We start from the raw sequence: 11,944 nt of genomic DNA on the forward strand, positions 1-11,944 counted from the left end.
GTTTATTGACCTGATAGCTATCAAATCAGGAGTTTTTTATGGTGCCCTGGACCACCAGAGAAGACACCATCCTCCCTGGCCCCGTTCTTGCTGAAGATCGACACCCCCTCGCATGAGTCGGATTTTTCAGTGTTTACCCTGTATATACAGGTATGCTGAAACTGTCATCATGGCTTCCGGTACGCAGGTGCGTTCCGGTGGGCAGGGCCAAGGTACTTTCTTCAAACAGGAGCAGATGATGACTCGATCGGTTGTGAAATGGACGTCGCTGGCAGCGGCAGCAGCATGCATGATGGCCCTGGCCGCACCGGCCCAGGCGCAGGACACCAAGATTGTGCTGGGCATGTCCGGCTGGACAGGTTTTGCACCGCTCACGCTGGCCGACAAGGCTGGCATCTTCAAGAAGAACGGCCTGGATGTGGAGATCAAGATGATTCCGCAGAAGGACCGCCACCTGGCCCTGGCCTCCAAGTCCATCCAGTGCGCCGCCACCACGGTCGAAACACATGTCGCCTGGAACGCCAACGGCGTGCCCATCGTGCAGATCTTCCAGATGGACAAGTCCTACGGCGCCGACGGCATTGCGGTGCGCGGCGACATCAAGGGCTTTGCCGACCTCAAGGGCAAGACCATCGGCGTGGATGCGCCCGGCACCGCTCCGTACTTTGGCCTGGCCTGGATGCTGAGCAAGAACGGCATGAGCCTCAAGGACGTGAAGACCACCACGCTGTCGCCCCAGGCGGCCGCGCAGGCTTTCGTAGCCGGCCAGAACGACGCAGCCATGACCTACGAGCCCTACCTGTCCACCGTGCGCGACAACCCTGCGGCCGGCAAGATTTTGGCTACCACGCTCGACTACCCCATGGTGATGGACACCGTGGGCTGCGACCCCACCTGGCTCAAGGCCAACGGCAAGGCCGCACAGGCACTGGCCAACTCGTACTTCCAGGCCCTGGACATGATCAAGGCCGACCCGGCCAAATCCAACGAAATCATGGGCGCCGCCGTCAAGCAGACGGGCGAGCAGTTTGCCAAGTCGTCGTCGTTCCTGCGCTGGCAGGACAAGGCCGCCAACCAGAAGTTCTTTGCGGGCGAGCTGACCACGTTCATGAAGGACGCCACGGCCATCCTGCTGGAGGCCGGCATCATCCGCAAGGCGCCTGAAGACCTGGCCGTCACCTTCGACGCGAGCTTCATCAAGTAAATAGACGGAAGAAGAGCGCTCCATGTCCGCCGTGCAACCCCTGTCCGTTACCGAGCCAAAACCCGAGCAAAAAGCCGGACCACATGCCCCCGCGCGCCGGCGCTCGCTGGCCCCGCTGGAGCCTGTGAGCAGCAGCGCCCGCTGGATGCTCGGGCTGGCCTTTTTCGCCCTGTTCGTGGCGGTGTGGGCGTTCTTCACATTGGGCGGCTTCGTGTCGCCCACCTTCCTGGCCAGCCCCGTCACCATGGTGAAGGAAGGCTGGCTGTTGTTCACCGAGTACGGCTTCATCAAAGACATCGGCATGACCATCTGGCGTGTGGTCGGTGGCTTCATCCTGGCCGCCATCATTGCCGTGCCGCTGGGCATTGCGATGGGCGCGTACAAGGGCATCGAGGCATTCTTTGAGCCCTTCGTGTCGTTTTGCCGCTACCTGCCTGCGTCTGCCTTCATCCCGCTCTTGATCCTGTGGGCCGGTATCGGCGAGGCGCAGAAGATCCTTGTCATCTTCATCGGCTCGGTCTTCCAGATCACGCTGATGGTCGCCGTCACCGTGGGCGGCGCGCGGCGCGATCTGGTCGAGGCTGCCTACACCCTGGGCGCGGGCCACAAGGGCATCGTCACGCGCGTGCTCATCCCTGGCGCGGCGCCTGAGATCGCCGAGACCCTGCGCCTGGTATTGGGCTGGGCGTGGACCTATGTGATCGTGGCCGAGCTGATCGGCTCGTCCAGCGGCATCGGCCACATGATCACCGACAGCCAGTCGCTGCTCAACACCGGGCAGATCATCTTCGGCATCATCATCATCGGCCTCATCGGGCTGGTGTCCGACTTCGCCTTCAAGGCGCTCAACCACCGTCTGTTTGCCTGGAGTTTTGTGCGATGAGCAGCGTATCCATCCAAGCCGTCTCGCGTGTCTTCGAGACTGCCAAAGGCCAGCGCACGCAGGCGCTGCAGCCGGTCGATTTCGAGGTGAAGGACAACGACTTCGTGACCATCCTGGGCCCCTCGGGCTGTGGCAAGTCAACGCTGCTGCGCATCGTGGCGGGGTTGGACCATGCCACCAGCGGCCGCGTGCTGCTGGATGGGGCGCCTGTCGAAGGCCCCGGCGCCGACCGCGGCATGGTGTTCCAGAGCTACACGCTGTTCCCCTGGCTCACCATCGAGCAGAACATCCGCTTTGGCCTGCGCGAACGCGGTATGCCCGAGGCACAGCAAAAGGAACGCGCCGCGTACTTCATCGCCAAGGTCGGCCTGCGCGGCTTCGAGCAGCACTTTCCCAAGCAGCTGTCGGGCGGCATGCAGCAGCGAACCGCCATTGCGCGCGCGCTGGCCAACGACCCCAAGATTTTGCTGATGGACGAGCCCTTCGGCGCGCTGGACAACCAGACTCGCGTGCTCATGCAAGAGCTACTGCTGGGCATCTGGGAGGCCGAGCGCAAGACGGTGCTGTTTGTCACCCACGACATCGACGAAGCCATTTTCATGGCCAACCGCGTGGCCGTGTTCAGCGCCCGGCCCGGCCGCATCAAGACCGAGCTGGCGGTGGACCTGCCGCACCCGCGCCACTACACGATCAAAACGAGCCCCGAGTTCATGGACCTCAAGGCGCGCCTCACCGAAGAGATCCGCGCTGAATCCATGGCGGCGGACCTGCACTGATCTGAACCTGCACCAGCCCCGCATCCACACATGAGCGCCCGTCCTTCCCGCCGCACTGCAGCCACTGCCCCGCGCAGCGCCACGCCCGCCAAGGCGGTGGTCGCCGTGGCTGCACCCGCGCAAGCCATGGCGCTGTACGAGCAGGTCAAGGACCACATCTCGCGCAAGATCCAGGAAGGCATCTGGCGCGCGGGCGACCGCCTGCCATCCGAGAACGAGCTGGTCACCCAGTTCGGCATCTCGCGCATGACGGTGAACCGCGCGCTGCGCGAGCTGGTGGAGCAGGGCCGCATCGTGCGTGTGGCGGGCGTGGGCAGTTTTGTGGCCGAGGACAAGCCCCAGTCCACGTTGTTGCAGATTGCCAATTTGGCCAGCGAAATCCGCCAGCGCGGGCACGACTACCGCTGTGACGTGCTCACGGTGGAACGCACCTCCGCCACGCTGGAGGTGGCCGCCGCGCTGGACCTGCGCACGGGCGAGTCGGTGTTCCACTCGCTGTGCATCCACCGTGAAGATGGCCTGCCCGTACAACTGGAAGACCGCCACGTGAACCCGCGCCAGGTGCCCCAGTTCGTCGCGCAGGACTTCACACTGCTGCAACCCTCCGAATACCTGGTGCGCAACGTGCCCTTCGACCAGATCGAGCATGTGGTCGATGCCGTCATGCCCACCGCCGAGCAGGCCGCGCTGCTGGAGATGTCTCCGCAGGAGCCCTGCCTGCTGCTCACCCGCCGCACCTGGTCGCGCGGCGTGCCCATTACCGTGGTGCGCTGCCTGCACCCCGCCACCCGTTACCGCCTGGGCAGCCGCTTCCGCGCCGACGGCAATCCCGTCGCCGGTTGAATATGAAGCACCCCCTGAGTCGCTTCGCGCCTTCCCCCTCAAGGGGGACTACACCCTCGCTGCGGGGCGGCCCTTGCTCGGCGTCTCTCGCGGGTGCCGTGGCAGTTTCACCCGTAGCGGGATTGGCTGACAGGATTTGAAGAACAAATTAACGCTGTTTATTTTTTGCTTGTACCTACTTGTATATACAGGATCAACGCCATGACACACAACGCTTCATCCCTCACCCTGCACCCCGGCCGCGTCACGCTGGCCGAGCTGCGCCGCATCCACGCGGGCCCCGTGCAACTGGTGCTCGATGCGTCGGCCCGCGCGGGTTTGCAGAAGTCCCTGACCACGGTGCAGCGCATCGTTGATGAAGACCAGGTCGTCTATGGCATCAACACCGGCTTTGGCAAGCTCGCCAGCACCAAGATTGCGCACGAGCGCCTGGCCGAGCTGCAGCGCAATCTGGTGCTGTCGCACAGCGTGGGCACGGGCGATGCGCTGCCCGACGACGTGGTGCGCCTCATCCTGGCCACCAAGGCCGTGAGCTTGGCGCGCGGCCACTCGGGCGTGCGCCCCGAGCTGGTGGATGCGTTGCTGGCCCTGGCCAACGCCAACGTGCTGCCGGTGATTCCGGCCAAGGGCTCGGTGGGCGCGTCGGGCGACCTGGCGCCGCTGGCGCACATGGCTTGTGTGCTGATTGGTGAAGGCCAGGCCAAGGTGGACGGCAAGGTGGTGCCGGGGGCAGAGGCCATGCGCTCCATCGGTTTGCAGCCGTTTGTGCTGGGCCCCAAGGAAGGGCTCGCGCTGCTCAATGGCACGCAGGTGTCCACCGCACTTGCACTGGCCGGGCTGTTTGGCGCCGAGAGCGTCTTTGCCGCCGCGCTGGTCGCGGGCTGCCTGTCGCTCGAAGCCATTAAGGGTTCGGTCAAACCCTTTGATGCACGCATTCACGAGGCACGTGGCCAGGCCGGGCAGATCGCCGTGGCCGCTGCCGTGCGTGCGCTGCTCGACGGCAGCGCCATCGACCCTTCGCACCCGAACTGCGGCCGCGTGCAAGACCCGTACTCCATCCGCTGCGTGCCGCAGGTGATGGGCGCGTGCCTGGACAACCTGCACCACGCCGCGCGCGTGCTGACCATTGAGGCCAATGCGGCTTCCGACAACCCCCTGGTGTTCGACAACGGCGACGTGATCTCAGGCGGCAACTTCCACGCCGAGCCCGTGGCCTTTGTGGCCGACATCATTGCGTTGGCCGTGGCCGAGATCGGTGCGATTTCTGAACGTCGCCTGTCGCTGCTGCTGGACCCAGGCCTGTCAGGCCTGCCCGCCTTCCTGATCCTCGACAGCGGTGTGAACTCGGGCTTCATGATCGCCCAGGTCACCGCCGCCGCATTGGCGGCCGAGAACCAGTGCCTGGCCAACCCCAGCAGCGTGACCAGCCTGCCGACATCGGCCAACCAGGAGGACCATGTCTCCATGGCCACCTACGGCGCGCGGCGCCTGGGCGACATGGTGCGCAATGCGGCGGTGATGGTCGGCATCGAGGCCATGGCCGCTGCGCAGGGCATGGAATTCGACCGCACCCTGAAATCCTCTCCGCTGATCGAAGCGCAATTCGCCGCCATCCGCGAGCGCGTGGCCTACCTGGAGCAGGACCGTTACCTCGCCCCCGACATCGAAGCCATGCGCGCATGGGCCCAGCAGTCCACCTGGCCTGCAGCGCTCACCCAGTGCCTGCCCAGCTTCGCCTGATTTTCTCTACGCATACCCCTTGATTCACAGGAGCCCACCATGAACGCCAACGACGCCATCATCGCCGCCGCCTCCAACACCGACCCCCGCCACGACGCCAGCCGCGTGATCCGCGCGCCGCGCGGCAGCCAGCTCACCTGCAAGAGCTGGCTCACCGAGGCCGCCTACCGCATGATCCAGAACAACCTCGACCCCGAGGTGGCCGAGCGCCCGCAGGACCTGGTGGTGTACGGCGGCATTGGCCGTGCCGCGCGCAACTGGGAGTGTTTTGACCAGATCCTCGCCTCGCTCAAGGACCTGAACGACGACGAAACCCTGCTCATTCAGTCCGGCAAGCCCGTGGGCGTGTTCAAGACCCATGCCAACGCGCCCCGCGTGCTGCTGGCCAACAGCAACCTGGTGCCCAAGTGGGCCAACTGGGAACACTTCAGCGAGCTGGACCAGAAGGGCCTGTTCATGTACGGCCAGATGACGGCCGGCAGCTGGATCTACATTGGCACGCAAGGCATCGTGCAGGGCACGTACGAGACCTTTGCCGAGGCGGGTCGCAAGCACTTTGGCGGCTCGCTCGAAGGGCGCTGGATCTTGACCGCTGGCCTGGGCGGCATGGGCGGCGCGCAGCCGCTGGCCGCTACCTTTGCGGGCGCGGTGTCGCTCAACATCGAATGCCAGCAAAGCAGCATCGACTTCCGCCTGCGCACGCGCTATGTGGACAAGCAGGCGCGTGACATTGACCACGCGTTCGAGCTGATCCAGCAGCACACCGCGGCCAAGGAGGCCGTGTCGATTGCCCTGCTGGGCAACGCCGCAGAAATACTGCCCGAGCTGGTGCGCCGTGCCAAGGCCGGTGGCCTCAAGCCCGACTTGGTCACCGACCAGACCTCGGCCCACGACCTCGTCAACGGCTACTTGCCCGCAGGTTGGACGGTGGCCCAGTGGCGCGCCGCGCAGCAGGACGTGACACAGCACGAGGTGCTGAAGAAGGCCGCTGCCAAGTCCTGCGCCGTGCATGTGCAGGCCATGCTTGACTTCCAGCACATGGGCATCCCGGTGGTGGACTACGGCAACAACATTCGCCAGGTGGCGTTTGACGAAGGCGTGAAGGACGCCTTCGACTTCCCCGGCTTTGTGCCTGCGTACATCCGTCCGCTGTTTTGCGAAGGCAAGGGCCCGTTCCGTTGGGTGGCCCTGTCGGGTGACCCGGAAGACATCCGCAAGACCGACGCCAAGATCAAGGAACTGTTCCCCGAGAACAAGCACGTGCACCGCTGGCTTGACATGGCGGGCGAGCGCATTGCCTTTCAGGGTCTGCCGGCACGCATCTGCTGGCTGGGCCTGGGCGAGCGCCACATTGCGGGCCTGGCCTTCAATGAGATGGTGAAGAACGGTGAGCTCAAGGCGCCCATCGTGATCGGCCGCGACCACCTGGACACCGGCAGCGTGGCCAGCCCCAACCGCGAGACCGAAGGCATGAAGGACGGCACCGACGCCGTGAGCGACTGGCCGCTGCTCAATGCGCTGCTCAACACCTCGGGCGGCGCCACCTGGGTCAGCCTGCACCACGGCGGGGGCGTGGGCATGGGTTACTCGCAGCACTCGGGCATGGTCATCGTGGCCGACGGCACTGAAGCTGCGGCCCAGCGCCTTGCCAATGTGCTGGTCAACGACTGCGGCAGCGGCGTGATGCGCCATGCCGATGCTGGCTACGAGCTGGCGGTGGAGACGGCCAAGAAGCAGGGCCTGAAGCTGCCCATGGTGAAGTGAAGGGGCGAGGGAGGGAATGACAGGAATGTGAAAAAAGGGAACTGCATTCCCATTCGTTGGGAATGTTGGGTTTGAATGCCGCTGCAATCCTTTGATACTGAGTCCATGCCCACCCGTGGACCCACCTCCGTTGCCGCCGCCGACCGTGTTCTGCACGTGCTGGCGGTGCTGGCGCAGCACGGGCAGCCCATGTCGGCTGCCGAGCTGGTGGAGGCCACGGGCCTGGCGCGCAGCACGCTGTACCGGCAGCTGGCGCGGCTCAAGCTGTGGGGCTTTGTGCTGGAGAGCAGCGGGCACTACGCGCCCGGGCCGCTCAGCCTGCAACTGGCCCTGGGCTTTGACATGGCGTCGCATCTGGTGCACCACGCGCGGCCGGACATGCAGGCCCTGGCCCGGCAGTCCCACGAGAGTGTGGGGCTGGTGGTGGCCGTGAATGACAGCGTGGTGTGCCTGGACATGGTGGACAGCACGCAGGCCCTGCGCTGCTCGTTTGAAAAAGGGCGCAGCGTGCCGCTGCGCGCGGGTGCCTCCGCCAAGTGCCTGCTTGCCCATGTGGCCCCGGCCACGCGCAATGCCATTCTGGACCTGCACTACGGCGCAGACACTGCTGAGCGCCAGGCGGCGCTGACCGAGCTGGAGGGCATTGCCAAGGCGGGTTACGCCGTCAGCTCTGGCGAAGTGGATGCCGGTGTCTGGGGCGTCAGCGTGCCCGTGTTCGGTTCTCCCCGGCAGGCCGCCGGGGCCATCACCCTGATGGCCCCGATCTTGCGGGCCCAGGGTCAGGAGACCGCACTCACCGGCATGGCCGTCGTCGCCGCAGCGCGCATCTCCCGCCAACTCACTTCTCCCTGATTTTCCCTCACCCCTCCTCAGGAGCTTTCCCCATGAATTTTCGCCGCAACCTTCTTCTGGCCAGCCTGGCCGCCGCAGCCTTCTGCACCATGGGTGCACAGGCCCAGGACAACGTCCTGCGTGTGGGCACCGATGCCACGTTCCCGCCCATGGAGTTTGTCGAAAACGGCAAACGCACGGGCTTCGACATCGAGCTGGTGGAGGCCATTGCCAAGACCATGGGCAAGCAGGTCGAGTGGGTGGACATCGACTTCAAGGGCCTGATTCCCGGCCTGATCTCGAAGCGTTTTGACATGGCGGTCTCGGCCATCTACATCACCGACGAGCGCAAGAAGGTGGTGGACTTCACTGACTCCTACTATGCCGGTGGCCTGGTGGTGATGGTGAAGGCCGACAACAAGGCCATCAACAAGCTGGCCGACCTGGACGGCAAGAAGGTCAGCGTGCAGGTGGGCACCAAGTCGGTGGCGTACCTGACCGAGAAATTCCCCAAGGTGCAGCGTGTCGAGGTCGAGAAGAACCAGGAGATGTTCAACCTGGTGGACATCGGCCGCGCCGACGCTGCCGTGACCGGCAAGCCCGCCGCGTTCCAGTATGTGCGCACCCGTCCTGGCCTGCGCGTGCTCGACGAGCAGCTCACCACTGAAGAGTACGGCATGGCCCTGCGCAAGGACACGCCTGAGCTGACGAAGGCCGTCAACGGTGCCATCACCAAGCTCAAGGCCGATGGCACCTATGCGGCCATCGTCAAGAAGTGGTTCAGCAACGGCGCTGCCAAGTAAACCGCAGCCACACGTTGCCGAACTGAGCCATGGAACTCGATTTTTCTCCTGTCTGGGCCGGGTTGCCCCAGTTGCTGGCGGGTGCGCTGGTCACTGTGGAAATCACGGCTGCCTCGCTGCTGCTGGGCTGCGTCATGGGCCTGCTGGTGGGCATTGGCCGCCTGAACCCCAAGCGCCGCGTGGTCTACGCCCTGTGCACCGCCTACGTGGCCGCGATACGCGGCACGCCGCTGCTGGTGCAGCTGTTCATCCTGTTCTTTGGCCTGCCGCAGTTCGGCATCCTGCTGCCCGCTTTTGTGTGCGGCGTGATCGGCCTGGGCATCTACTCGGGCGCCTATGTGTCCGAGGTGGTGCGCGGCGCCATCCAGTCCATTGACAAGGGGCAGATGGAGGCGGCGCGTTCCATTGGCATGTCCTCGGGCCTGGCCATGCGCACCGTGGTGCTGCCACAGGCCGTGGTGCGCATGATTCCGCCACTGGGCAATGAGTTCATCGCGCTGATCAAGAACTCGGCGCTGGTGTCGCTGCTCACCATCCACGACCTGATGCACGAAGGGCAGAAGATCATCAGCGTGTCGTACCGCTCGCTGGAGGTGTACCTGGCGATTGCGGTGGTGTATTTCATCCTCACGGGTGTCACTTCGTTAGTGCTGCGCCGCATGGAGCTGCGCCTGCGTGCCGGGGGGATGGTGCAATGAAGAAAAATTCTGTGATGACCGGAGCAAGCCCATCCGCCGAGCCGATCGTGCGCATTCGCGGACTGCGCAAGTCGTTTGGCAGCCACGTGGTGCTGAATGGCATCGACTTTGACGTGCTGCCGTCGCAGGTGGTGGTGGTCATCGGGCCCAGTGGCTCGGGCAAGAGCACCTTTTTGCGCTGCTGCAACGGGCTGGAGCAGCCCGAAGGCGGCACCGTGGAAATTTGCGGACGCACGCTGGTGCAGGACGGCCGCATGCTGCCCGACCATGACCTGAACGCCCTGCGCGAAGAAGTGGGCATGGTGTTCCAGTCGTTCAACCTGTTTCCGCACCTTTCGGTGCTCGACAACGTCACGCTGGGCCCGCGCAAGCTGCGCGGCCTCTCGCGCAAGGACGCCGAAGAGCGCGCACAGGCCCTGCTGACCAAGGTGGGCCTGGCGCACAAGGCTTTGGCCATGCCTGCCAGTCTGTCGGGCGGGCAAAAGCAGCGCGTGGCCATTGCCCGCGCACTGGCCATGGAGCCGCGCGTGATGCTGTTCGACGAGCCCACGTCGGCGCTGGACCCGGAGCTCGTGGGCGAGGTGCTGCAAGTCATGAAGCTACTGGCCAGCGAAGGCATGACCATGATGGTCGTGACGCACGAAATGGACTTTGCACGCGAGGTGGGCGACGTGGTGGTGGTGATGGATGGCGGCGGGATCATCGAGTCCGGCCAGCCTGCCACCATCTTCACCAACCCCACGCAGGAGCGCACGCGCTCCTTTCTGCAGGCGGTGCTCACGCGCGCCTGAGGCTGGGTGTGCGTGATGGACGACAACGGTCAATAGCCTACAAGGAGACAGCTCGTATGCACCCGGTTTCACCTGCCAGTGACCTGAGCCAACAACAGCACTTTCAACAGCGCTTGCAGGAGCGCCTGACCGCCGGCGACATCGTGCGGTTTGACCGCGACGGCGCCATCTGCATCAAGCAGCTGCTCACGCCTGAAGAGGTAGCGCTGCTGCGTGACGGCATCGATGCCAACTTGGCCGCGCCCAGCCCGCGCGCCAAGGTGGCCAGCAGGCCGGATGACCCGGGCCGCTTCTTCGAGGACTTCTGCAACTGGCAGGACATCCCGCAGTTTGGCCGCTTTGTGCGCGACACGCCGCTGGCCCTGTTCGCGCAGCGCCTGATGCAGTCACGCACTGTGCGGCTGTACCACGACCATGTGCTGGTGAAGGAGCCTGGCACGCGCCAGAAGACGCCCTGGCACCAGGACCAGCCTTACTACAACATCGAAGGCAGGCAGAACGTGAGCATGTGGATTCCGGTCGATCCAGTGTCGCGCGCAGCCACGCTCGAATTTGTGGCGGGATCGCACAAGGGCCCCTGGCTCATGCCGCGCACCTTCATGGACAACCAGGCCAAGTGGTTCCCTGAAGGCAGCCTGCAGGACCTGCCCAACGTCGAGGCCGACCGCGACGCTTTTCCCATCGTGGGCTGGGAGATCGAGCCGGGCGACGTGGTGTGTTTTCACATGCTCACGCTGCATGCGTCCGGCGGGGTGGAGGGGCCCAACCGGCGCCGCGTGTTCTCGGTGCGGTTCTTGGGCGACGACACGCGCCACGCGCCAAGGCCGTGGAAGACCTCGCCCGAGTTCCCGGGGCTGGCGGACCAGCTGCCCGCTGGGGCAGCCATGGACCACCCGCTGTTCCCGCTGCTGGTGGACGGGAACGGTGTGCCGCAGGGTGAAGGCGCGTGAAGCAGTTTCTGGACTTGGCCTCCACGCCCCCAGTGCCGTGGAAGAACGGCGGCGGCAGCACACGCGAGCTGGCGTGCTGGCCGCCCGGCGCGGGCATGGACAGCTTTGCATGGCGCGTGAGCGTTGCCACCATTGCAAGCCCCGGGCCGTTCTCGGCGTTTGTGGGGGTGGATCGGCAAATCATGTTGCTGGATGGCGATGGCGTACATCTGCAAGGCGCAGAAGGACATTGGCAGCATGCGCTGACGAACCGCTGGGAGCCGTTTGCGTTCTCCGGCGAAGAGCCGGTGGACTGCCGCATGCTGGGCGGTGTTTCCACCGACTTCAACCTGATGCTGCGCCGGGGTGAGTGGACCGGGAAACTGAAGGTGCTGCGCGATGCACCGCCGCCCGCTGAGGGGGCTGCAGCGGGCCTGTGCATGGTGCTGCAGGGCACCTGGCGATGCGAGGACTGCGATACCCACCAAGTGCGGATGTTGGCAGCGGGGCAGGGCCTGTGGTGGGTGAACGAAGGGGGCGAAGCAGCGCCGTCGATCACCCCTGTGCGCCGCGCCGAAAGCGGTGGGTCTGCCGACGATGCACCCGTGCTGGCCTGGGTGGCCTTACGCAGGGGCTCTGCACCATAATTTGGGTCAAATGGGCTGCAAGCGCTAGTGGAATA

12 protein-coding genes are annotated in these 11,944 nt (G+C 65.0%); all 12 read left to right on the plus strand.

Annotated elements, in window-relative coordinates; genetic code table 11:
* Window positions 1–238: 238 nt before the first annotated feature.
* Window positions 239–1,204: an ABC transporter substrate-binding protein gene (locus C8C96_RS14405; protein ID WP_121944024.1), complete on the plus strand. Its 966-nt coding sequence runs from the start codon at window positions 239–241 to the stop codon at window positions 1,202–1,204.
* 22 nt (window positions 1,205–1,226) lie between these two features.
* Window positions 1,227–2,087: an ABC transporter permease gene (locus C8C96_RS14410; protein ID WP_056063616.1), complete on the plus strand. Its 861-nt coding sequence runs from the start codon at window positions 1,227–1,229 to the stop codon at window positions 2,085–2,087.
* Window positions 2,084–2,863, plus strand: a complete 780-nt coding sequence (locus C8C96_RS14415; protein ID WP_121942735.1) for an ABC transporter ATP-binding protein — start codon at window positions 2,084–2,086, stop codon at window positions 2,861–2,863. The genes C8C96_RS14410 and C8C96_RS14415 overlap by 4 nt, the downstream gene beginning before the upstream one ends.
* 30 nt (window positions 2,864–2,893) lie before the next feature.
* Complete coding sequence (hutC, locus tag C8C96_RS14420) at window positions 2,894–3,706, plus strand: histidine utilization repressor (protein ID WP_108497401.1); 813 nt, start codon at window positions 2,894–2,896, stop codon at window positions 3,704–3,706.
* Between the two features lie 201 nt (window positions 3,707–3,907).
* A complete protein-coding gene (gene hutH / locus C8C96_RS14425) occupies window positions 3,908–5,446 on the plus strand; it encodes a histidine ammonia-lyase (RefSeq protein ID WP_121942736.1) in 1,539 nt (512 codons plus the stop codon).
* 39 nt (window positions 5,447–5,485) lie between these two features.
* Window positions 5,486–7,210, plus strand: coding sequence for a urocanate hydratase (gene hutU / locus C8C96_RS14430; RefSeq protein WP_121942737.1), 1,725 nt, complete (start codon window positions 5,486–5,488; stop codon window positions 7,208–7,210).
* A gap of 105 nt (window positions 7,211–7,315) precedes the next feature.
* Complete coding sequence (locus C8C96_RS14435) at window positions 7,316–8,062, plus strand: IclR family transcriptional regulator (RefSeq protein WP_085943596.1); 747 nt, start codon at window positions 7,316–7,318, stop codon at window positions 8,060–8,062.
* A gap of 32 nt (window positions 8,063–8,094) precedes the next feature.
* A complete protein-coding gene (locus C8C96_RS14440; RefSeq protein WP_121942738.1) occupies window positions 8,095–8,844 on the plus strand; it encodes a glutamine ABC transporter substrate-binding protein in 750 nt (249 codons plus the stop codon).
* Between the two features lie 29 nt (window positions 8,845–8,873).
* On the plus strand, window positions 8,874–9,542 hold the full coding sequence (locus tag C8C96_RS14445) for an amino acid ABC transporter permease (protein ID WP_010465675.1): 669 nt from the start codon (window positions 8,874–8,876) through the stop codon (window positions 9,540–9,542).
* Window positions 9,539–10,333, plus strand: coding sequence for an amino acid ABC transporter ATP-binding protein (locus C8C96_RS14450; protein WP_305000499.1), 795 nt, complete (start codon window positions 9,539–9,541; stop codon window positions 10,331–10,333). The genes C8C96_RS14445 and C8C96_RS14450 overlap by 4 nt, the downstream gene beginning before the upstream one ends.
* A 56-nt stretch (window positions 10,334–10,389) precedes the next feature.
* The gene (locus tag C8C96_RS14455; RefSeq protein ID WP_121942739.1) at window positions 10,390–11,283 is read left to right on the plus strand and encodes a phytanoyl-CoA dioxygenase family protein; all 894 of its coding nucleotides are present in this window, start codon (window positions 10,390–10,392) and stop codon (window positions 11,281–11,283) included.
* Complete coding sequence (locus tag C8C96_RS14460) at window positions 11,280–11,909, plus strand: HutD family protein (RefSeq protein WP_121942740.1); 630 nt, start codon at window positions 11,280–11,282, stop codon at window positions 11,907–11,909. Before C8C96_RS14455 ends, C8C96_RS14460 begins: the two co-directional genes overlap by 4 nt.
* Window positions 11,910–11,944 lie beyond the last annotated feature (35 nt).

It is taken from the genome of Acidovorax sp. 100 (genome assembly GCF_003688355.1).
In the GTDB taxonomy this organism is placed as follows: domain Bacteria; phylum Pseudomonadota; class Gammaproteobacteria; order Burkholderiales; family Burkholderiaceae_C; genus Acidovorax; species Acidovorax delafieldii.

Bases quoted from the DNA above. Each gene is read 5' to 3' on its own strand.
- hutH (WP_121942736.1), top strand. From the start codon at position 3,908: ATGACACACAACGCTTCATCCCTCACCCTGCACCCCGGCCGCGTCACG.
- C8C96_RS14455 (WP_121942739.1), top strand. From the start codon at position 10,390: ATGCACCCGGTTTCACCTGCCAGTGACCTGAGCCAACAACAGCACTTT.
- hutU (WP_121942737.1), top strand. From the start codon at position 5,486: ATGAACGCCAACGACGCCATCATCGCCGCCGCCTCCAACACCGACCCC.
- hutC (WP_108497401.1), top strand. From the start codon at position 2,894: ATGAGCGCCCGTCCTTCCCGCCGCACTGCAGCCACTGCCCCGCGCAGC.
- C8C96_RS14410 (WP_056063616.1), top strand. From the start codon at position 1,227: ATGTCCGCCGTGCAACCCCTGTCCGTTACCGAGCCAAAACCCGAGCAA.
- C8C96_RS14435 (WP_085943596.1), top strand. From the start codon at position 7,316: ATGCCCACCCGTGGACCCACCTCCGTTGCCGCCGCCGACCGTGTTCTG.
- C8C96_RS14440 (WP_121942738.1), top strand. From the start codon at position 8,095: ATGAATTTTCGCCGCAACCTTCTTCTGGCCAGCCTGGCCGCCGCAGCC.
- C8C96_RS14450 (WP_305000499.1), top strand. From the start codon at position 9,539: ATGAAGAAAAATTCTGTGATGACCGGAGCAAGCCCATCCGCCGAGCCG.
- C8C96_RS14445 (WP_010465675.1), top strand. From the start codon at position 8,874: ATGGAACTCGATTTTTCTCCTGTCTGGGCCGGGTTGCCCCAGTTGCTG.
- C8C96_RS14415 (WP_121942735.1), top strand. From the start codon at position 2,084: ATGAGCAGCGTATCCATCCAAGCCGTCTCGCGTGTCTTCGAGACTGCC.
- C8C96_RS14405 (WP_121944024.1), top strand. From the start codon at position 239: ATGACTCGATCGGTTGTGAAATGGACGTCGCTGGCAGCGGCAGCAGCA.